Source organism: Roseateles oligotrophus, from assembly GCF_014204525.1.
GTDB lineage: Bacteria > Pseudomonadota > Gammaproteobacteria > Burkholderiales > Burkholderiaceae_C > Paucibacter_A > Paucibacter_A oligotrophus_A.
This window is the reverse complement of record NZ_JACHLP010000011.1, coordinates 100584-121170: the sequence shown is the minus strand read 5'-3', so window position 1 is coordinate 121170 and position 20587 is coordinate 100584. Positions and strand designations below refer to the sequence as shown.

The 20587-nt window shown below is 68.5% G+C and carries 21 protein-coding genes; 5 read left to right on the top strand and 16 right to left on the bottom strand.

Features of this window, described 5'->3' with window-relative positions; all coding sequences use genetic code 11:
- Window positions 1-21 precede the first annotated feature (21 nt).
- The 5 genes from hisA to HNP55_RS21570 all read left to right on the top strand — a co-directional run bounded on the left by hisA (window position 22) and on the right by HNP55_RS21570 (window position 3038).
- Entirely contained in the window at window positions 22-765 is a 744-nt protein-coding gene (gene hisA, locus HNP55_RS21590; protein ID WP_184304076.1) for a 1-(5-phosphoribosyl)-5-[(5-phosphoribosylamino)methylideneamino]imidazole-4-carboxamide isomerase, read from the top strand.
- Window positions 766-842: 77 nt separating this feature from the next.
- Window positions 843-1625, top strand: a complete 783-nt coding sequence (gene hisF, locus HNP55_RS21585) for an imidazole glycerol phosphate synthase subunit HisF (protein ID WP_184304074.1) — start codon at window positions 843-845, stop codon at window positions 1623-1625.
- Entirely contained in the window at window positions 1622-2260 is a 639-nt protein-coding gene (gene rsmD / locus HNP55_RS21580) for a 16S rRNA (guanine(966)-N(2))-methyltransferase RsmD (protein ID WP_184304072.1), read from the top strand. Before hisF ends, rsmD begins: the two co-directional genes overlap by 4 nt.
- A 30-nt stretch (window positions 2261-2290) precedes the next feature.
- Entirely contained in the window at window positions 2291-2788 is a 498-nt protein-coding gene (gene coaD, locus HNP55_RS21575) for a pantetheine-phosphate adenylyltransferase (protein ID WP_184304070.1), read from the top strand.
- A 1-nt stretch (window position 2789) separates the two neighbouring features.
- A complete protein-coding gene (locus HNP55_RS21570) occupies window positions 2790-3038 on the top strand; it encodes a YfhL family 4Fe-4S dicluster ferredoxin (RefSeq protein WP_184304068.1) in 249 nt (82 codons plus the stop codon).
- Between the two features lie 21 nt (window positions 3039-3059).
- On the opposite strand, the gene HNP55_RS21565 is transcribed toward HNP55_RS21570, so the two are convergent.
- From HNP55_RS21565 to cobU, 16 genes are all read right to left on the bottom strand, one after another.
- Window positions 3060-6086, bottom strand: a complete 3027-nt coding sequence (locus HNP55_RS21565; protein WP_184304066.1) for a response regulator — start codon at window positions 6084-6086, stop codon at window positions 3060-3062.
- 49 nt (window positions 6087-6135) lie between these two features.
- Window positions 6136-6930, bottom strand: coding sequence for a substrate-binding periplasmic protein (locus HNP55_RS21560; protein WP_184304064.1), 795 nt, complete (start codon window positions 6928-6930; stop codon window positions 6136-6138).
- Between the two features lie 59 nt (window positions 6931-6989).
- Window positions 6990-7571 carry a histidine phosphatase family protein gene (locus HNP55_RS21555; RefSeq protein ID WP_184304062.1) on the bottom strand — a complete coding sequence of 194 codons (582 nt, stop codon included), beginning with the start codon at window positions 7569-7571 and terminating at the stop codon, window positions 6990-6992.
- Complete coding sequence (locus HNP55_RS21550; protein WP_184304060.1) at window positions 7561-8358, bottom strand: adenosylcobinamide-GDP ribazoletransferase; 798 nt, start codon at window positions 8356-8358, stop codon at window positions 7561-7563. The genes HNP55_RS21555 and HNP55_RS21550 overlap by 11 nt, the downstream gene beginning before the upstream one ends.
- Window positions 8359-8413: 55 nt before the next feature.
- Entirely contained in the window at window positions 8414-9958 is a 1545-nt protein-coding gene (locus HNP55_RS21545; protein WP_184304058.1) for a response regulator, read from the bottom strand.
- A 44-nt stretch (window positions 9959-10002) separates the two neighbouring features.
- The gene (gene cobT, locus HNP55_RS21540) at window positions 10003-11061 is read right to left on the bottom strand and encodes a nicotinate-nucleotide--dimethylbenzimidazole phosphoribosyltransferase (RefSeq protein WP_246448575.1); all 1059 of its coding nucleotides are present in this window, start codon (window positions 11059-11061) and stop codon (window positions 10003-10005) included.
- Between the two features lie 25 nt (window positions 11062-11086).
- Complete coding sequence (locus tag HNP55_RS21535) at window positions 11087-12553, bottom strand: cobyric acid synthase (RefSeq protein WP_184304055.1); 1467 nt, start codon at window positions 12551-12553, stop codon at window positions 11087-11089.
- A gap of 169 nt (window positions 12554-12722) precedes the next feature.
- Window positions 12723-13748 (bottom strand): aminotransferase class I/II-fold pyridoxal phosphate-dependent enzyme, encoded by a 1026-nt coding sequence (locus tag HNP55_RS21530; RefSeq protein WP_184304054.1) that lies wholly within the window; start codon window positions 13746-13748, stop codon window positions 12723-12725.
- Entirely contained in the window at window positions 13745-14680 is a 936-nt protein-coding gene (gene cbiB, locus HNP55_RS21525; protein ID WP_184304053.1) for an adenosylcobinamide-phosphate synthase CbiB, read from the bottom strand. The genes HNP55_RS21530 and cbiB overlap by 4 nt, the downstream gene beginning before the upstream one ends.
- Before the next feature lie 2 nt (window positions 14681-14682).
- On the bottom strand, window positions 14683-15252 hold the full coding sequence (cobO, locus tag HNP55_RS21520; protein ID WP_184304052.1) for a cob(I)yrinic acid a,c-diamide adenosyltransferase: 570 nt from the start codon (window positions 15250-15252) through the stop codon (window positions 14683-14685).
- 3 nt (window positions 15253-15255) lie between these two features.
- On the bottom strand, window positions 15256-15918 hold the full coding sequence (gene bluB, locus HNP55_RS21515) for a 5,6-dimethylbenzimidazole synthase (RefSeq protein WP_184304051.1): 663 nt from the start codon (window positions 15916-15918) through the stop codon (window positions 15256-15258).
- Entirely contained in the window at window positions 15915-17255 is a 1341-nt protein-coding gene (locus HNP55_RS21510; RefSeq protein ID WP_184304050.1) for a cobyrinate a,c-diamide synthase, read from the bottom strand. Before HNP55_RS21510 ends, bluB begins: the two co-directional genes overlap by 4 nt.
- A gap of 22 nt (window positions 17256-17277) precedes the next feature.
- Window positions 17278-18111 carry an ABC transporter ATP-binding protein gene (locus HNP55_RS21505; RefSeq protein WP_184304049.1) on the bottom strand — a complete coding sequence of 278 codons (834 nt, stop codon included), beginning with the start codon at window positions 18109-18111 and terminating at the stop codon, window positions 17278-17280.
- Window positions 18108-19121, bottom strand: a complete 1014-nt coding sequence (locus HNP55_RS21500) for a FecCD family ABC transporter permease (protein WP_184304048.1) — start codon at window positions 19119-19121, stop codon at window positions 18108-18110. The genes HNP55_RS21505 and HNP55_RS21500 overlap by 4 nt, the downstream gene beginning before the upstream one ends.
- Window positions 19118-20020 carry an ABC transporter substrate-binding protein gene (locus HNP55_RS21495; RefSeq protein ID WP_184304047.1) on the bottom strand — a complete coding sequence of 301 codons (903 nt, stop codon included), beginning with the start codon at window positions 20018-20020 and terminating at the stop codon, window positions 19118-19120. The genes HNP55_RS21500 and HNP55_RS21495 overlap by 4 nt, the downstream gene beginning before the upstream one ends.
- Before the next feature lie 5 nt (window positions 20021-20025).
- Window positions 20026-20586 (bottom strand): bifunctional adenosylcobinamide kinase/adenosylcobinamide-phosphate guanylyltransferase, encoded by a 561-nt coding sequence (gene cobU, locus HNP55_RS21490; protein ID WP_184304046.1) that lies wholly within the window; start codon window positions 20584-20586, stop codon window positions 20026-20028.
- Window position 20587: the final 1 nt, after the last annotated feature.

The following is a 20587-nucleotide window of genomic DNA, read 5'->3' as shown; positions in this document are numbered from 1 at the left end:
CTCACCACCGACCACTCGGCCATGCTGCTGATTCCTGCCATTGACCTGAAAGACGGTCGCTGCGTTCGCCTCAAGCAGGGCGATATGAATGACTCCACCACCTTTGGCGAAGACCCGGCCGCCATGGCCAGGCGCTGGCTGGACGCCGGCGCGCGGCGCCTGCATCTGGTGGACCTGAACGGTGCGTTTGCCGGCAAGCCCGTCAACGAGGCCGCCATCAAGGCCATCATCCGCGAGGTGGGCGACGAGATCCCCGTGCAGCTGGGCGGCGGCATCCGTGACCTGGACACCATAGAGCGTTACCTCGACGGTGGCCTCAGCTACATCATCATCGGCACGGCCGCGGTGAAGAGCCCGGGCTTTCTGAAGGATGCTTGCTCGGCCTTTGGCGGCCACATCATCGTGGGCCTGGACGCCAAGGACGGCAAGGTCGCCACCGATGGCTGGAGCAAGCTGACCGGCCACGAGGTGGTGGACCTGGCGCGCAAGTTCGAGGACTACGGCGTCGAAGGCGTGATCTACACCGATATCGGCCGCGACGGCATGCTCAGCGGCGTCAATATCGAGGCCACGGTCAAGCTGGCCCAGGCGCTCAGCATCCCCGTCATCGCCTCCGGCGGCCTGTCCAATCTGGCCGATATCCGCGCACTCTGCGAGGTCGAGCACGAGGGCGTGGAAGGCGTGATCTGCGGCCGTGCCATCTACACCGGCGATCTGAACCTGGCCGAGGGCCAGAAGCTGGCCGACGAGTGGGTGGCGAGCTAAAACCTATCGGCTGAACCGCCATGCCGGGCCGCAATGCCAAAAATTGCGGCCCGCGTTTTTTTGAATCGAGTCCTGCCATGCTGGCCAAACGCATCATCCCCTGCCTCGACGTGACCGGCGGTCGGGTCGTCAAAGGCATCAACTTCAGCGAGCTGCGCGACGCTGGCGATCCGGTGGAGATCGCCGCCCGCTACAACGAGCAGGGCGCGGACGAGCTGACCTTTCTGGACATCACCGCCACCTCCGATGGCCGCGATCTGATCCTGCACATGATCGAGGCCGTGGCAGCCCAGGTCTTCATCCCCCTGACCGTGGGCGGCGGCGTGCGCGCGGTCGCCGATGTGCGGCGCCTGCTCAATGCCGGCGCCGACAAGGTCAGCTTCAACTCGGCGGCCGTGGCCAATCCGCAGCTGATCCGCGACGCCTCCGAGAAATATGGCGCCCAGTGCATCGTCGTCGCCATCGACGCCAAGCGCCGCCAGGGCGAGGAGTTAGCCGCACGCGGCCCCGGCTGGGACATCTACACCCATGGCGGCCGCAAGAATATGGGCCTGGACGCGGTGGCCTGGGCGCGCCAGATGGCCGAGTACGGCGCCGGCGAGATCCTGCTCACCAGCATGGACCGCGACGGCACCCGCAGCGGCTTTGATCTGGCGCTGACCCGTGCCGTTAGCGACGCGGTCTCGGTGCCGGTGATCGCCTCCGGCGGTGTCGGCTCGCTGCAAGACTTGGCCGATGGCATCACCCAGGGCGGCGCCGACGCGGTGCTGGCCGCCAGCATCTTCCACTACGGCCAGCACACCGTCGGCGAGGCCAAGGCCTTGATGGCGGCGCAGGGCATTCCGGTGCGCCTGGCATGAGCGGCGGACGCCCCCGTTCCAGCGTCGCGGCCAAGGCCGCGGCAGCGGGCGCAGCCGCGCAAAAGACCGGCGCGCCGCGCCTGGCTCCGCGCGAGGTGCGCATCATCGGCGGCGACTGGAAGCGCAGCAAGCTGCCGGTGGCCGACAAGCCGGGTCTGCGCCCCACGCCCGACCGGGTGCGCGAGACCCTGTTCAACTGGCTGGGCCAGGAGCTGGCCGGCTGGCGGGTGCTGGATGCTTTTGCCGGCAGCGGCGCCCTGGGCTTCGAGGCCGCCTCGCGCGGTGCGGCCGAGGTCCTCTTGCTGGAGCGCGATGCCCAGCTGGCGCGCAGCCTGCAGGCCAGCGCCACGCGCCTGAAGGCCGCCAATCTGCGGGTGGAATGCGCCGATGCCCTGGGCTGGATGGGCCGCCATGCGGGTGCGCCGCGCTTCGAGCTGGTGCTGCTGGACCCGCCCTTCGAGCTGGATCTATTCCTGCCCGCGCTGAGTGCCGCCGCGCCCTTGCTCGTGCCGGGCGGCTTCGTCTATCTGGAGGCCGACCAGAGCCTGGCCCTGCCGCCCGACTGTGGCCTGGAACCCTGGCGCGAGGGCAAGGCCGGGGCGGTCAGATTCCAATTGCTGCGCCGCAGCGGATAATCCGGGCCATCTTCCCCAGGAGCCGCCGTCTTGACCTCTGTCACCGTTCTCACCGCCGTCTATCCCGGCACCTTCGATCCTATGACCCTGGGCCATGAGGATTTGATGCGCCGCGCCAGCCGATTGTTCGAGCGTTTGATCATTGCCGTGGCGGCCGGCCATCACAAGCGCACCATGTTCACCATCGAAGAGCGCCTGGAGATCGCCACCGAGCTGGCGGCCAAATACCCCAATGTCGAGGTGATCCCCTTCCGCGGCCTGCTGCGCAACTTCGTTGTCGAGCATGGCGGCAAGGTGGTGGTGCGCGGCCTGCGGGCGGTCAGCGATTTCGAGTACGAGTTCCAGATGGCCGGCATGAACCGCCAGCTGATGCCCGATGTGGAGACGGTCTTTCTGACCCCCTCCGATCAGTTCCAGTTCATCTCCGGCACCTTTGTGCGCGAGATTGCCAGCCTGGGCGGTGATGTTTCCAAGTTTGTGTCACCCTCGGTGCGTGAGCGCCTGGCCGAGCGCATCAAGGGGATGTGATATGGCACTGATGATTACGGACGAATGCATCAACTGCGACGTCTGCGAACCCGAATGCCCCAACGAGGCCATCTCCATGGGCGAGGAGTTCTACCAGATCGAGCACAGCAAATGCACCGAGTGCGTGGGCCATTTCGATGAGCCCCAGTGCGTGCAGCTCTGCCCCGTGGCCTGCATCCCGGTTAATCCGGCCCATGTGGAAAGCCGCGAAACTTTGATGGCGAAGTATCTGCGTTTGACCGCTGTTTGAACCTTGCTTCAGGGCCGGGGTTCAGTCCGGCAGGAAGTGCTGGCCCAGGATCTGCAGCGCGGCGTCGAAATCAAAGTCCTCGATGGCCTTGTTGAGCCGGGCAAAACCGCCGGGCGAGGCGGAGTGCAGCAGGTCGGCGTGTTCCTTCAGCAGCAGGGCGGCCTCGGCATCGGCCTGCTTCAGCAAGGCTTGCAGGCGGCGGCAAATTTGTTCAAGCCGGGCCGGCTCGACCGGCACCATCTGCTGGGCTTGCAGGCCGGGCAGGCTGCGCTGCAAGGCTTCGATCAAGGCGTGCAAGGGCTCCAGCAAGGCCCTCACCAAGGCCTGTATCGACTCGCTGGATTGGCCCGCCCGTATCGCCTGCTCCAGCCGGTGGGCATGCTCCTGCAGCTTGGTGGCGCCCAGGCTGCCGCAGACGCTTTTGCTGCTGTGGGCCAGGCGTTCGGCGCTTTGCATATCGCCCTGGCGCAAGGCGTTGCCCAGCTGAGCCGCCAGATTGCCCTGGTTGCGCATAAAGATCCTGAACATCTCCAGATAGGTCTCGGTGTTGTCGCCGGCCAGGCTGAGGCCCAAGACCATGTCGACGCCGGGCAGGTGCTCGGGCAGCTGGCCCGGGGCCGGCCGGCCGCCATCGGCGGGTCTGTTGCCGGCGCGCTGCTGAGGCTTGATCCACTGCAGCAGGGCGGCCCACAAGTCCTCGGGTGCCACCGGTTTGGTGACCACCGACCACATGCCCGCCGCCAGGCAATCGTCCCGGTCCTGCAGCATGGCGTTGGCGGTCATGGCGATGATGGGCAGGCAGGCGAACTGAGGCAGGCGCCGTATCGCCCGGGTGGCGCTGATGCCGTCCATCACCGGCATCTGCATGTCCATCAGGACGGCGTCGAAGTACTCGGGCTGGCATTGCTGCAGGCGTTCGAGGGCTTGCAAGCCGTTCTCGGCCACCTCGACCAGAAAGCCCGCCGATTCCAGCAACTCGGTGCCCAGGTATTGGTTGAACTCGTTGTCATCGACCAGCAGGATGCGCGCGCCCGTGATGCTGGCCAGATTCATGGCGGCGCTTTCCTTCTGCGCGTCCTTGCCGACCGGTGGCAGGCCGCCGGCCTCGGGCAGCAAGGCCTGGCGCAGGGCCGCGCACAGGGCGGAAAGATAGATGGGCTTGAAGAGCAGGGCGTCCAGCTGCGCCGCCTGCGCCAATTGCATGACCTCGTCGCGCCCGAAGGCGGTGGCCAGCAGCAAGCGCGGCGGCCGGGCCAGCTTCAGGGCGTGAATGGCGTGGGCGGTGGCAATGCCGTCCATCTCGGGCATGCGCCAATCCAGCAGCAGCAGCTCGAAGTCCTCGCCCTGCGCGGCCGCGGTGCTGACGGCCGCCAGCGCTTCCGCCCCCGAGGCGACGGCCTCCACCCGCATGCCCAGATCGCGCAACTGCTCGCACATCAGGCTGCGGGCGTAGGCGTGGTCGTCCACGACCAGGGCATGCAGGCCCTGGACGCGTGTGTGCAGCTCCAGCAAGGCCTGGGCCCGGGTCTGCGCTTCGGGCAGGGCCTCGCTGTCTTCGTCCACCCCCAGGCAGGCGCTGAACCAGAAGCTGCTGCCCACGCCCAGCTGGCTGCTGACCCCCACCTCACCGCCCATCAGCTCGGCCAGGCGTTTGGAGATGGACAGGCCCAGGCCGGTGCCACCGTATTTGCGCGTGGTGCTGACGTCGGCCTGCTGGAAGTTCTGGAACAGCTGGCTCATCTGCGCCTCGCTGAGCCCGATGCCCGAGTCGTTGACGGCGAAACGCAGCTGGATCAGCGGCTGGCCCTGCGGCCCGCTCCAGACCGGGCGCTCCACCCTCAGCACCATGGAGATTTCGCCGCTGTCGGTGAACTTCACGGCGTTGTTGGCGAAGTTGATCATCACCTGGCCCAGGCGCAGCGGGTCGCCGATCAGGCGTTGCGGCACGTCGCGGCCGACGTCGAAGATGAACTCCAGGTCCTTGGCGATGGCTTTCTCCGCCACCAGATTGGAGACATTGGACAGCAGGGCGTCCAGCTCGAAGGGCAGTTGCTCCACCTGCAGTTTGTCGGCCTCGATCTTGGACAGGTCGAGGATGTCGTTGATGATGCCCAGCAGGTGTTTGCCCGAGATGCAGACCCTCTCGATGTACTCGTGCTGGCGCGGCTGCAGATGGGTTTTGAGCGCCAGCTGCGAGAGGCCGATGATGGTGTTCATCGGCGTGCGGATCTCATGGCTCATATTGGCCAGAAACGCCGATTTCGCCTTGGACGCCTCCTCGGCCAGCTGTTTGCTGTGCTCCACCTGGGCGGTCATTTCCAGCTGCAGCGAATAGGCCTGCTGCAGCTCCGTCTCTTTTTGCTCCCGCCTTGCCAGATCGGCCGACAGGCGGGCGGCAATCAGCGCAAAGCTCTTGCCCACCTCGGTGAACTCGTCGCGACCGGCGACCGGCAGGCTGACCGTGACCTTGGCATCCTGCAGGGCCGCCGCACGCGTCAGCGCGCTCTTCAAGGCCGCCAGGGGGCGCAAAACCATTTGGCGCAGGCCCAGCGACAAGGTCGCCAGCAGCAGGCTGACCAGGACCACGATCTCCATCACGCGGGACAGCACCAGCGCGCGCAAATCCTGCTCGATGCTTTCGCGGCTGGTGGTCACCGAGACCACGCCCAGGTCCAGCGTATCGCCGCCCTGTTCGATGGTGAGCGGGAACTCCAGCACATCCTCCAGATCGCGGCGCTTGCCGGCCAGCGGCGACCAGGCACTGGCAATCGCCTTGTCGTCCCGGCTTTCGCGCAGAACAATGCCCAGCACCGGGGGGCCGATTTCGGCCTGCAGATTCTTCTTCAGGGTCTCGGCATCGAAACGCCACATCGGCGAGGCCAGATTGATGGCCAGGCGCTTTTGCAGGGACTGGCGCCCCTCCTCATAACGGGCCACCAGCTGCTTGCTGCTTTCCTGGTAGGACAGCAGGCCAAAGACGCCCAGGATCACCGACACCAGGACGGCGAACAGGAGGTTGAGGCGGAAGCGGATGCTTTGGATATTCACGGGTCGGCGCGCATTCAGTGGCCCTGCAAACTCGTTCGGCCCGCGGGATTCAAGGCGCGGCAGGCCCCAGCCCCTGCCGTTTACGGAAATCCTTGATCAGCTTCTCGTAGCGTCCGTCGGCCTTGAAGGCCTTCAGGCCGGCCTCGAAGGTTTCGGCCATGGCCTTGCCCTCCGCGTGTTTTTTGGAAAAGCTTAACCAGAAGCCATCGTTGCTGACCTGGCCCACGATCTTGATCTTGCCGTTCAGCTTGGCATCGTTTTTGACGCGCAGCAGGCCGGGCAGGGTATTGACCAGGGCGAACTCGATGCGCTTGGCGGCAATCATCTTCAGCAGCAACTCATCCGAGTTCGCCTCGTAGCGGATGATTTTGGGATTGTTCATGACCTCGCTGGGGTAGGTGTAGCCGGTGGTCAGGCCGACCGTATGGCCCTCCAGGTCACGGGTGGCCAGGCCGCTGCCCTTGAAATCGGCCAGCGCGAAGATGCTGAGGCCCTCGTGAAAAATCGGTGTCGGGTGCCACCAGTACTCGTCCCGGTTCTCGTCGGTGATGGTGGCGTTGAAGCAGGCCACGACCTTGCCCTGCTGGGTCAGGTGCAGGCAGCGCGCAAAGGGCACGACCAGGAACTTCACCTCGATATCGCGGCTTTTGAACACGGCCCGCACCAGCTCGGGTGTCAGGCCCTCGGGGCCGGAGCCATCCGCTTTGATGGAGGAGTAGGGTGGCCAGTCATCCTCGGCGGCAATCGTGATCAGCTTGGGCTGAGCCTGGGCCGAGGCAGCATGGAGGGCAAGCCCCAGGCCCAGGGCCAGACTCGCCAGGACGCGGAAGAAAGCAGGCTTCATGACGGACTCCTGGCCAGTGTCAATTTCAAGCTCGCCCTGTCAAGTTGCTGCGCTCTTTTTCAGTTCGGCGCTGGCACGATATTACTGCAAGCCCCGGCCTGTATCCGCCAAACCTCGGCGTAAGCAGGCGGCTTGGGCCAGTCGGCGGCGCAGGGGCTGCGCTCGCCCTGCCGAGCCCGCCATTGGCGCGCCAGCATCCAGCCGCCATGGCTGACGACGAGATGCGCGCCCGCGGGCGGCCGCCAGTCGCCGGCCCGTGCCAGCAGGGCTTGCAGCGATTCGCCGCCGCCCGGGGCATAGGCCGCGAAGTCCTGCACCCAGGCATCGATCTGCGCCTTGGCGATCGTTTGCCAGGGCCGGCCCTCCCAGGCGCCGAAGTCCAGCTCGCGCAAGGCCGGGTCCAGCACTAACTGCCAGCCCCAGCGTTGCAGCCAGGCGCCCACATCGGCGCAGCGCCGCAGCGGCGAGCAGAGCACCCGCTGTGGCAGGCGCTCGCGCCGGGCCAGGGCCTGGATGCGCCGGGCCAGGCGTTTGCTGCGGCGCCAATGCACGGGCAGATCGCAGCCGGCGCCGACGCACAAGCCCGCGGCGCCCTCGGGCCGCGGGTGGCGCCAGACCCAGAGGCCGGGCTCAGAAGACATTGATCAGGCCCGCAAAGGCCAGCAGGCCGGCAAGCTCGGCCAGCTGCTGGCTGGCACCCAGGGTGTCGCCGGTATAGCCGCCCAGGCGGCGCTCCAGCAAGCCCTGCAGGCCCAGGGTCACCAGGGTCATGGCCAGCCAGGCGGCGCATAAGCTGGGTACCAGATTGGGCTGGATCCAGGCAATCAGCCCGCTCAGGGCCAGCACCCAGAGCAGGGCGAAGACCAGGCTGCCGCCGCCGGCCTGGGTGGCCAGGGGCTTGGCCTTGGCATGTTCGGCGTCCCCGGCGTAGCCGAGCTTGTGCATCAGGGCCAGGGGCGCGGCGCGCGAGGCGCTATGGGTCCAGAGCGTGGCCAGCAGGGCCAGATCGGGGTGGAAGTCCAGCAAGGCCACCAGGCAGGCGGCCTTCAGGCCCAGCATCAGGATCAGGCCCAGGGCGCCATAGCTGCCGATGCGCGAGTCCTTCATGATGGTCAGCGCTTTTTCGCGGCTGACCGCGCCGCCCAGGCCGTCGCAGCTATCGGCCCAGCCGTCCTCGTGGAAGCCGCCGGTCAGCCAGACGCTGGCGGCCATGCTCAAACCCGCGCAGATGCCGGCCGGCCAGATCCAGGAGGCGCCCCACATCACCAGCGCGGCCCAGGCCCCGACCACCGTGCCCACGACCGGGAAGTAGCGCGCGCACTGCTGCAGCCATGCGGGCCGATAACCCACCCAGGCGGGCACGGGGCAGCGGGTGAAGAACTGCAGGGCGGTGAAGAAGAGGCGGAGTTCGTGCAGCAAGGGGCGCATGGGGGCGGGAGCAAGAAGGGCAGGCGGCACTCTACTGCACTGCCCCGCCTTGCATTCAGGCATCAGGAAAACGCCGGTAGATGTCCTTGACCGCCTCCAGCCGCGCCAGCAGATGCTGGATCAGCGTGGGGTCGAACTGGGTGCCGGCCTGCGCGCTCAGATAGGCGATGGCGTCCTCGAAGCGCCAGGCCTCTTTGTAGCAGCGCCGGCTCAGCAAGGTGTCCAGCACATCGGCCACGGCGACGATGCGGCCGGCGAGATGGATCTGCTCAGCCGCCAGGCCGCGCGGATAGCCCTGGCCGTCCCAGCGCTCATGGTGTTCGTGGGCGATGATGGCGCCCAGTTGCAGGATGCGCTTGTCGGACTTGCGCAGCAGCTCGAAACCCACGCGGGCATGGGTTTGCACGCTGGCCCATTCCTGCTCGTCGAGCTTGCCCGGTTTGCCCAGTATCTGGTCGGCGATGGCGATCTTGCCCACATCGTGCAGGGGCGCGGCCAGGCGCAGAAACTCCACATCGGCCTCGCGCATGCCGCTGGCCTCGGCCAGCAGGGCGGCGATCTCGCCGACCCGGCGCACATGCTGGCCGGGCTCCAAGGAGCGGCGCTCCACCGCCTCGCCGATGATGTAGACGGTGGAGCGCTGGGTGTCCTGGATCTCCTCGCGCAGCAGCAGGCTCTCGTAGGTGATGGCCACATTGGCGCAGAAGATCTCCAGCAGCTCGCGCGCCTGCTCGTCGATCAGCTCGGCGAATTCCATATACAGCAAGGTCTCATTGCCCGAGCTGCTGCGGTAATAACCGACGAAATGCTGGGGGTCCGAATTGCCCTGCTGTTCGAGCAGGGCGCGGTCCAGCGCGGCGCAGACCCGCGGGGGCAGGGTGCCGATCTCCTCGTCCACCAGCATGCGCGAATACTCGGGCGTGGCGGCCAGTATCTTCAGCCGCCCCTCGGCATGCGAGGCGGCATAAGCCGCCACCCGGCTGGCGCACAGGCCCTGGGCCTCATAGCCCAGCAGATAGGCCACCTGCTCCAGCACGGCGGAGGCGAAGCGGCGCAGGTTCTGTGAGTCGTAGACGCGGGTGATGGCATCGATGGAGCGGCGCAGCGCCTGGCGCGACTGCTCGATGATCATGATGTCGCGGTAGGAGCGCAGGGCGGCGTAGAAAACCGTGATCAGCTTGCGCTTGGTCAGCTCGGTCTTTTCCTTGTAGTCGTTGATGTCATAGCTCTTGATGACATGCTCTTCCGGCGCCTGGCCGGGCTGGCCGGTGCGCAGCACGATGCGCACATGGTGGTTGTCCAGCTCTTCGCGGATATAACGCGCCAGTTCCAGGCCCGCATGCTCGGACTCCATCACCACGTCCAGCAGGATCAGAGCCACATCGCGGCGGGCCTGCAGCAGGCTCCGCGCCTCAGCGGCGCTGTAGGCGTCGAGGAAGAGCAGGCGGCGGCCGGCGAATTCAAAGTCCGCCATCACCAGCTGGGTCACCTGGTGCACGGCCACATCGTCGTCGACGATCAGCACCACCCAGGGATCCAGCGCCGCCGCTGCCGCGGCGGCGTCCTCGTCCTCTTCGTCCGCAAATACCAAGTCGGTCATCGCAAGGCCCCGCTGTTGACGAGCTGATTATGTGACCAGGGGATTCAGCCGGCTTGTTTCTCGCTGACACCGGCCGACGCAAAGCTGGCCATTTCGTGCAGGATGCGACAAGCCGAGTCGAGCAGGGGCCAGGCCAGGGCCGCGCCCGAGCCTTCACCCAGGCGCAGGCCCAGGTCCAGCAGGGGCGTGGCGCCGCCGCAGGCCTGCAGCATCAAGGCATGGCCTTGCTCCTGCGAGCGATGGGCAAACACGCAGCGCTCCAGCACCGCCGGCTGCAGGCGGGAGGCCACCAGCACGGCGCTGCTGGTGATGAAGCCGTCCACCACGATGACGCGGCGCTCCAGCGCCGCCTGCAGCACCGCGCCCACCATCATCGCGATCTCGAAGCCGCCGAAGGCGGCCAGGGCCTGCAAGGGCTCGCTGGCCTCGGCATGACGCTGCAGCACGGCCTGCAGCACGCCGATCTTGCGGGTCAGGCCGGCGTCGTCCAGGCCGGTGCCGCGGCCGGTGCAGCCGGCCACCGGCTGGCCTGCCAGGCGGGCCAGCAGCAGGGCCGCGCTGGAGGTATTGCCTATGCCCATCTCGCCCAGCAGCAGCACATTGCCGGGGCGCTGGCGCAGCAAGGCCTTGCCCTCGTTGATGGCGGTGGCGCATTGCTCCACGCTCATCGCCGGCTGGCGGCTGGCATCCTGGGTGCCGTGGGCGATCTTGGCGATGATCAGGCCCTTGCGCGGGGCGAAGTCGTGGGCCACGCCGGCGTCCACCACCACCAGGTCCAGGCCATGCTGGCGGGCCAGCACGGACACCGCCGCGCCGCCGGCCAGAAAGTTTTCTACCATCTGCCAGGTCACATCGCTGGGGTAGGCCGAGACGCCCTGGGCCACCAGGCCATGGTCGCCGGCGAACACCATCATCTGGGGCTGGTGCAGCTCGGGCGTCTCGCTGCCCAGGATCAGGCCCAGGCGCAGCATCAAGTCCTCCAGCCGGCCCAGCGAGCCCAGCGGTTTGGTCTTGTTGGCGATGCGCTGCTGCAGGGCCGCGGCCAGGGGCTCGCTGTGCAGGGAAGGGATGTGGGGGATCAGATCTTGCATGGGGGAGGGCATGGAGAGTTTCCTGTCAGTTCCTTGCTTATTCATTCAAGAGCCCGGCGAGCACGCCGGGCGCGAAGTGCTGGCCCACATAGTCGGCCAGGCCATCGAACACACCGTCGAGGCTGGGCGCTTGGGCGCCGAACAGGGCTTGCATGACGGCGCCGTCTTCGAACAGTCCGTGGGCATAACAGCCCAGCACCGGGCCCGCCTGCCAGCCCACCACCTCGCCGCTATCGCTGACAACAGCCGGCGTGGCCGCGGCCAGGCTGGGGTGCTGGACGGTACGGCCGTGGTGGATCTCATAACCACGGGCCTGCAGGCCATCGAGGCCGGCCCAGGGGGCTTGCAGGCCGGCAAAGCGCAGCTGCGCGGGGCGCAAGAGCTTGTCGCGCTCGAACTGGGTGACCAGGGGCAGCAGGCCCAGGCCCGGCGCATTGCCGTCCAGGCCGTGCGGGTCGAGCAGGCTTTCGCCCAGCATCTGCAGGCCGCCGCAGATGCCCAGCACCTGCTTGCCGGCCGCCGCATGCAGGGCGATGGCCTGATCCAGCTTCTGCGCGCGCAACCAGGCCAGATCGGCCGCCACCGCCTTGGAGCCGGGCAGGATGATGAGGTCCACGCCCTCCAGGCCGGCCGGCTCGCGCACCCAGCTCAGGCGCACATGGGGCAGGCTGCGCAGGGGCTGGAATTCGTCCAGATTGGACAGGCGCGGGTAGGCCACGATGGCGACCTTCAGGCCGCGGCTGCTGCCGCTGACGCCGTCGTCAAACACCCCGTCTTCCTCCGGCAGGCCATGGCCGCGCCACATGGGCAGCACGGCCACGGTGGGCACGCCGGTGAGCTGCTGCAGCTGCTCGGGCCCGGGGGCCAAGAGGCTGGCATCGCCGCGGAAGCGGTTCAGGACATAACCGCGGATCAGCGCCCGCTCGTGCGCGGGCAGCAGCTGGTGGGTGCCGTAGAGGTGGGCAAAAGCGCCGCCGCGGTCGATGTCGGTGACCAGCAGGCAGGCGGCTTGCGCCTCCAGGGCGGTGCGCATATTGACGTAATCGCTGCTGTGCAGATTGATCTCGGCCGGCGAGCCCGCGCCCTCGATCACCAGCACATCGTGCTCGGCCATCAGCTCGTGCAGGGCCGGGCGGGCGCGCTGCCACAGCAGCTCGCTGCGCTCGCGCCAGGGCGCGCGGCTCAGGGCTTCGTCCACCTCGCCCAGCACGACGACTTGCGAGGCCGTGTCGCGCTCGGGCTTGAGCAGCACCGGGTTCATGCGCACCTCGGGCGTGCAGCGCGCGGCCAGGGCCTGGAAGTATTGGGCCGAGCCGATCTCGCCCATGGCCCCGTTCAGGCCAGGCACGACGCGGGCGTTATTGCTCATGTTCTGCGCCTTGAAGGGTGCGACCTTGAGGCCTTGGCGGGCATACCAGCGGCACAGGGCCGTGGCCAGCCAGCTCTTGCCCGCGCCGCTGGTCGTGCCCAGCACCATCACGGCCTTGGCTCTTGTGTTGCTCATGAGAAACAAAACTCCGAAAGACGACCACAGAGACACAGAGACACAGAGAAAAACACAGAGGAATACCAGGAACTCAATGGAATGACCTCTGTGTCTCTGTGTCTCTGTGGTTGAAATTGAATTCCATGTTTCTTCGCGAACGCCGGACGCCGCCAGGGGGCTGGGATGTTCATCTCTGCAATTCCTCCAAAGCCTGTTTCAGCGCGGCCTGCGATGCCTTGTTTTGTGTGGACAGCCTCAGCCAGCCAAGGAGGCCGAAGCTGCTGGCGTCGCGCAGCTTGATGCCGCGCCGGCGCAGGGCCGGCAGCAAATCGCTCACCTGCACCGCCGCGGGCGGGCGGGCCAGCCAGAAATTGCTGCAGCTACCCTGTTGCTGCCAGCCCAAATCGGCCAGCAGCAGGCGCTGAGTGTCGCGCCAGCCGCGCAAGGTTTCCTGGACCTGACGCAAATATTCAGCGGATTCCCGGCTGCGCCAGGCCCGCAGCAGCTCGCAGCCCTCGCTGGACAAAACCCAGCTGGGCGCCAGGGCCTGGGCGTGCAGCAGCAAGGCGCCGCTGGCTTGCGGCGCCAGCAGGCAGGCCGCGCGCACCCCCGTCAGGCCCAGCACCTTGTTGGGGCAATGCAGGCGCCAGGCCCGCTGCTGCAGCGCGGCGGGCAGGGCGCTGTGGCTGTCCAGGCGCAGGCTGTCGTAGGCCAGGTCTATGGCCAGCACAGCGGCGCTGCGCTCAAGGGCCAGGCTCAGGTCTTGCCAATCGGCCGCGCTCAGGCTGCTGCCGCTGGGGTTGCAGGGCTCGCAGACCCAGACCAGGGCGCGGGCTGGCCCGAGGCCGCTGCATAACTCGGCCACGCTGCGGTAGCGCTGCAGGTTCAGGCCCAGGGCCTGGGCGGCGGCGGCATAGTCGCCAAAGCCGGGTTGCGGCACCCAGACCTCGCGGATGCCGCTCAGCAAGGCGGCCAGGCTCAGCCGCCGTATCGCCTCGGCCCCGCCTGAGCAGGGAAGCACCCGCTCGGCCGCCACGGCCAGATCGGCGCCCAGATGCTCGCGCAAGGCCGTGTAGGCCGGGTCGGGGTAACGGCTTCTGTCGGCGGCCAGCACGGCCCGCAACAGCTCGGGTGGCGGGCCCAGGGGGCTGGCATTGCTGGAGAAATCATGGGCCGGCGTGGGCCCCGCATCGCTGCCGCCGTGGACATTCATGGTTGCAAGCGCAGCCAGCCCGCCAGGGCCGCCAGCACAAAGGCCGAGCCCAGCAGACCGCGCCGGGCAATCGCCAGCGCGGCCGGCAGGTCTTGCGGCAGCGGGGCGCGACCGGTGGCGTTGAGCTGGTAGACGCCGGGCTTGCCCAGGCGCAGGCCCAGGCGCAAGGCCATGGCGGCCATGGGCCAGCCGCTATTCGGCGAGGGCGTGCGCAGGGCCTCGATGCAAAGACGCAGCAAGGCGTCCAGCCGCCAGCTGGCCATCGCCAGCCCGGTGATGCGCGCCGGAATCCAGGACAGCACATCGTCCGCCCGCGCCGCCCATTTACCCGCCCATTCCCACTCACCGCGATAGCCCCACATGGCGTCCGCCGTGTTGGCGAAGCGGTAGATGGCCGCGCCCGGCAGGCCGGCCAGCATGGCCCAGAACAAGGGGGCGACGACCGAGTCGTTGAGGTTCTCGGCCAGGGTCTCGATGGCGGCCTCGCGCACCTGCTCGGCGCTCAGGCCCGAGGTGTCGCGGCTGACCAGACGGGCCAGTTGCAGCCGGCCGGCCTCCAGCGATTCCTGCAGGGCCTGCTCCACCGCCAGCACCTCATCGGCCAGCATGCGCCAGGCCAGCAAGGGCTTGAGCAGCAGGCCCAGCAGCGCGGCGCACAGCAACAGGCGCGGCCAGGCGCTCCAGGGCGCCAGGCCCAGGATCAGCAGGGACTCCAGCAGCAGGGCCAGTCCGCCCACCAGCAGGGCGCCCAATACCCAAGCCAGGGCGCCCAGCGCAAAGGCCGGCCTGGGCGCCAGCCCCAGCAGGCGCTTGGAGAACAGGCCCAGATAGCGGCCCATGGCCACGACCGGATGCGCCCAGGTGGGCGGCTCGCCGCAGAGGCGATCGATCAGCAGGGCGAAGGCAAAGGCCAGCGGCCACAGCAGTGCCATGATCAATCTTCAATCCCTCGCTGCGCCGGCACACCGGCCTTGAAATGGTGTTTGACCAAGGCCATCTCGGTGACGGTATCGGCCAGCTCAATCAGCTCGGCCGGCGCGTTACGCCCGGTCAGCACCACATGCACATGGGCGGGGCGCTCGCGCAGGGCTTGCAGCACCGGTTCCAGCGGCAGCCAGCCGTAGCGCAGCGGGTACATGATCTCGTCCAGCACGACCAGGAAATGCTCGCCGGCGCGAATCGTCGCCTCGGCACGCGCCCAGCCCTCGCGGGCCAGCTGGGCGCTGTGTTCCAGGTCCTTGCTCTTCCAGCTGAAGCCGTCGCCCAGGCCCTCGATGGGCACGCCTAACTGCTCGAACACGCGGTGCTCGCCAAAGCGGGCGCTGGGCACCTTCATGAATTGGTAGATCTTGACCGCCTTGCCGCGGCCATGGGCGCGCAAGGCCAGGCCGAAGGCGGCCGTGCTCTTGCCCTTGCCGTCGCCGGTGTGGACGAGGATGAGGCCGCGGCGCTCGGCCGTGGGGATGATGCGTTCGCGGTCGACGGGAGGTTTTTCGATTTCCATGCTTCAGTCCTCTTGGCAGGGGGGCTCGTCCATCAGCATGTCGGCGAGCGGGCGGGCTTGGCGCCAGCCCAGCTCATCCAGCATGGGACGCTCGTAAAAAGTGGCGACCGGCCCCAGGCAGAGCAGGCCTAGCGGCATGGAGCCGGCGGGCAAATGCAGCAGCTCGGCCAGGGCCTGGGGTTCGAACATCGAGACCCAGCCCAGCCCCAAGTTTTCGGCCCGCGCCGCCAGCCAGAGGTTTTGCACCGCGCAGGCGGCCGAACACAGCGCCATCTCGCGCGGCATGCTGCGGCGGCCGAACACCGTGCCGTCGTCGGCGGCCAAGCTGACCAGCAGCAGCTCGGCGCAGTCGGCAATGCCCTCGACCTTGAGGCGCAGAAACTCCGCCGCGCGCGCGTCGAGGGCGGCGGCCGTGCGCTGGCGTTCCAGCTCGACCAGGGCCTGGATCTGCGCACGGCGCTGCGTGTTGCGCAAGCGCATAAAGCGCCAGGGCTGCATCAGGCCGACCGAGGGCGCCTGGTGGGCGGCGTTAAGCATGCGTTGCAGCTGCGCCTCCTCGACCCGGCCGCCGGGCACGAAGTGGCGGATGTCGCGGCGCAGCGCGATATTGGCGTAGATGGTGTCGCGCTCGGCGGCGCTGAACTGGTGCTGGGCGTCCAGGCTCATTGCGACCGGCCGGAAAAAAAGCGCGCCACGGCCACCGGGTTGGAGGGGAAGTAATGGTGCACATAAGTGGCACGTAGCGAGCCCTGGATGTAGAGCGGCTCGGCCGCGCGGCTGCCGGTCTTGGCATTGGGATTGCTGGCCAGGGCCTGGGGCTGCAGCGGGGTTTCCATCGTCGAGTGATGGAAGCTGTGGCCGCGCAGCGGGCCCTCGGGCCAGTCCAGGGCCTGCAAGCCCAGGGCGGCCAGGCGCTTTTGCATGCGTGCCTGGCCGGGCATCAGGCCGGCCATGGGGTGAACCTGAGCCTGGGCATCGGCCAGGCTGTCCAGCAGGCAGAGCATGCCGCCGCATTCGGCCAGCAGGGGCTTGTTGCTCGCCAGATGCGCGCGCAGCGAGGCGAAGAAGCTGGGGTGGGCGGCCAGGGCCGGCGCGTGCAGCTCGGGGTAGCCGCCGGGCAGCCAGAGCGCATCGCATTCGGGCAAGACCTGACCCTGCAGCGGCGAGAAGCTGAGCACCTCGGCCCCGAGCGCGCGCAAGCAGTCCAGATTGGCCGTGTAGATGAAGGAGAAGCAGGCGTCCTGGGCGACGGCGATGCGCAGGCCGGCCAGGGCTTGCGGCGGCAGCTCGCCCGCGGGCCAGAGCGGCTCGCTCAGAGCTAAGCGCACCCGCGGCCATTCGAATTCGGGCCGCAAGGCCTCGCCCCAGGCCTGGGCCCAGGCGTCCAACTGGCCGTCCAGCTCGGGCAGTTCCATGGCCTGGACCAGGCCCAGATGGCGCTCGGGCAGGCTCAGCTCGGGTCGGCGCGGCAGGGCGGCGGCCAGGGGCAGATCGGCCGGCAGGCCTTGGGCCACCATCTGGCCGTGGCCGGGGCTGCCGATGCGGTTGGCCACCACGCCGCAGAGCGTGATGTCGCTGCGGTAGCGCTGCAGGCCGGTGGCGATGGCGGCAAAGGTCTGGGCCATGCTGGCGGCGTCGATCACGGCCAGCACCGGCAGGCCGAAGGCGGCGGCCAGGTCGGCGCTGCTGGGCTGGCCGTCGAACAAGCCCATCACGCCTTCGACCAGGATCAGGTCGGCCTCGGCAGCGGCCGCGGCCAGCAGGGCGCGGCAATGGGCCAGGCCGCCCATGAACAGGTCCAGCTGGTAGACCGGGTGGCCGCTGGCACGCTCCAGCACCATGGGGTCGAGGTAGTCGGGCCCGGTCTTGAACACGCGCACGCGCTGGCCTTGATGGCGATGCCAGCGGGCGATGGCCGCGGTGACGCTGGTCTTGCCCGAGCCCGAGGAGGGCGCGCTGATCAGCACGGCGGGGCAGAGGGTGGAGGCGGTGTTCAGCGGCATGGTGCTTGATTGATGAAGCGCTTCAATCGTTTTTTTGTTTGAGGGGTAGGACATTGCTAACGTTGCAGATTGGCGGCTCTGCTGTCGTCGGCAAGGCCAGCCACTGGCCCTGCACCTGCAGCAGATGCAGGCGTCCGTCGAAGACTTGTTGCAGGCTGCGGCGGGTCTCGGCCTCGCCGGGGGCGCCGTGGCAGAGCAGGCGGCCGGCCTGCATGATGAGCAGTCCGTCGGCCTGCAAAGCCATGTTCAGCTCGTGCAGCACGCTGACCACGGCCACGCCGGCGTCGGCCAGGCCGCGCACCAGCTGCAGCCAATCGGCCTGGTGCGGTGGGTCCAGATGGGCCAGCGGTTCGTCCATCAGCAAGACCTTGGCCTGCACCGCCAGGGCGCGGGCCAGCAGCACGCGCTGGCGCTCGCCGCCGGAGAGCTGGCCCAGCGGGCGCTGGCGCCAGTCCCAGCTCTGGGTCTGGGCCATGGCCTGCTGCACGGCGGCCCGGTCGGCGCTGTTTGGCGGCGCCAGCCAGGCGCGGTGCGGCAGGCGGCCCAGCATGACCACGTCCTCGGCGCTCAGCTCGTCGCCGCTGCTTTCGTTCTGGCCCAGCCAGGCCAGCTCGCGGGCGCGCGCCTTGCGCGGCCAGTCGGCCAGGGGGCGGCCCAGCAGCTCGATGCTGCCGAGGCTGGGAATCAGGCCGGCCAGGGCGCGCAGCAGCGTGGACTTGCCGGCGCCATTGGGGCCGACGATGGCGGTCCAGCGGCCGGGTGGCAGCGCCAGTGTGAGCCGGTGCAGCACCGGCTGGCCTTGCAGGCTGGCGCTGAGGTCCTGGCAGGCCAAGGCGGGCTGCTTGTTCTTGCTCATGCGCGGCCTCCGTATCTGCGCTTGTGCATCAGGCGCAGCAGATAGCCACCGCCCAGGATGGCGGTGATCACGCCCACCGGCAGCTCCTGCGGCGCCATCAGCCAGCGCGAGAGGATGTCGGCCGCCAGCAGCAGCAGGCCGCCGGCGCAGGCCGAGAGCAGCAGCAATTGGCGGTGCGAGCCCCGGCAGAGATTGCGCACCAGATGCGGTGCCACCAGGCCGACGAAGGCGATCATGCCGGTCTGGGCCACGGCGGTGCCGGTGGCCAGGGCGAAGGCGCAGATCAGCAGCAGGCGCACCGCGCCCAAGCGCACGCCCAGCGACTGGGCCGTGGCCTCGCCCAGGGTCAGGGCATCGAGCGCCTCGCTGGCGCCCAGGGCCACGGCCAGGCTGAGCAGCAGCACGCCGCCCATCAAGACGATGCTGGGCCAGCCCAGAAAGCTGGTGGTTCCCAGCACAAAGGCCTGCATGGTGCGCAGGGTGTCGGGCTGGGCCAGGGTGATCAAGTCGGTGATGGCGCCCAGCACCACGCCCACCACCACGCCGGCCAGCAGCAGGCGCAAGCTGTGCTCCACGCCCTTGGCCATGGTCAGGGCCAGGCTGACGCCGGCCAGGGTGCCGAGAAAGGCGGCGCCGGTCAGGCCCAGGCGTTCCAGCCACTGCATGCCCATGGGCGTGCCGCCCAGAACGGCCAGGCTCAGCGCTACGCCTAAGCGCGCGCCGGCGGCGCTGCCCAGCAGATAGGGGTCGGCCAGGGGGTTGCGGAACAGGCCCTGGGTGATGGCCCCGGCCAGGCCCAGCAGGGCGCCGGCCAGCCAGGCGCCGGCCGAGCGCGGCAGGCGGATCTGCCAGAGGATTTGCGCCTGCATGGGGTCGGCGGCCGACCAGTCCAGCGCAAAGCCGGTGCTGCCCACGGCCACGCCCATGGCCAGGGCCAGGCCGCTGGCCAGCAGCAGGCCGGCCAGCAGGGGCCAGGCCGACCAGGAGCGTGCGGGGGCCTTGCCGCTCATGGCTTGGCGTGTTGCTGGCCGTAATGCTGGCGCAGGCATTGCGCCATGATTTGCGCGGCCTCGCCCATGCGCGGGCCGGGGCGGGCCAGCACATCGCTTTGCAAGGCATCGAAGACGCAGACGCGCTTGTCAAGGATGGCGGGGATGCGCTCCCAGCCGGGGCGCTGGAACAGGCCGTCGGCATTGCGCTTGCCTATCATGATCAGCTGCGGATTGGCGCGCACCACGTACTCGGGGCTGATCTTGGGAAAGGGGCCCATCTCGGGCTTGATGATGTTGCGCAGGCCCAGGCGGGCCATGGTCTCACCCATGAAGGAGACCGGGCCGGCGGCATAGGGCGAGCGGTCGACCTCGTAATAGACCAGGCTGCCGCGTGCCTGGGCGGGCAGGCTTTGGGCGGCGGCGCTGACCAGGGCGTCGATGCGGCGCCAGACGGCCTGCGCGTCCTTGACCTGCAGCAGGGCGCCGATCTTGGCCAGCACCCGCTGCACATCGGCGTAGGACTTGGCCTCCAGCGTGATGACGGTCAGGCCCAGGCTGCGCAGGCGCTCGGTGACGCGCGAGGAGGGCGCCAGCAGCACCACATCGGGCTTGAGCGCAACGATGGTCTCGACCTGGGTATCGTCCAGGCCGCCCAGCTTGGGCAGCTTGTTGACCGCGGCCGGGTGGTTGGAATAACGGTCCACGCCGACCAGCCTGTCGCAGGCGCCAAGCTCGCAGACGGTTTCGGTCAGCGAGGGCAGCAGGGTGATGATGCGCAGGGGCGGCTGGCTCCAGTGCGTGGTCTGGCCGAGGTCGTCCTTGATCTCAACACGGGTCTGCGCCTGGCCCAGGCCGCTGGCCAGGGCCAGCAGCAGGGGCAGCAGCAGGGACAGCAGGGGGCGGGTGATGTATTGCATGGGATTTAGCTTGGCTGGTGTACCGGCCGCGTCCAGGCCTGGCCGGCCACCATCAGGGTCAGGTCTTGACAGCGAGCCGCCACCGCCTGGTTCAGCCGGCCCAGCTCGTCCACATAAAAGCGCGCCTCGCGGCTCATGGGCGAGACGCCCCAGCCCACCTCGTTGGAGACGAAGACGATGCGGCCGGGCAGCGTGGGCAGGGCGGCCAGCAGGGCTTGCAGCTCGGCCTCCCAGGCGGGCAGATCGGGGCGCTCGTCCATGGGCATCAACCAGTTGGTCAGCCACAGGGTCAGGCAGTCCACCAGGATGAGGCGCTGAGGATCAGCGTTAGCACACAGCGCCGCCGCGAGATGCAGCGGCTCTTCCAGTGTGGCGAAGCCGGCCGGTCTGTCGGCCTGGTGGCGCTGGATGCGCGCGCGCATCTCGGTGTCAAAGGCTTGCGCCGTGGCCAGCACCAACACGCTGCGGCCGGCTGCAGCGGCCAGCCAGTCGCCGGCCAGCTGTTCGGCGTGGCGCGACTTGCCGCTGCGCTGGCCGCCGACGATGAGTTGGTGCTGGACTGTCACC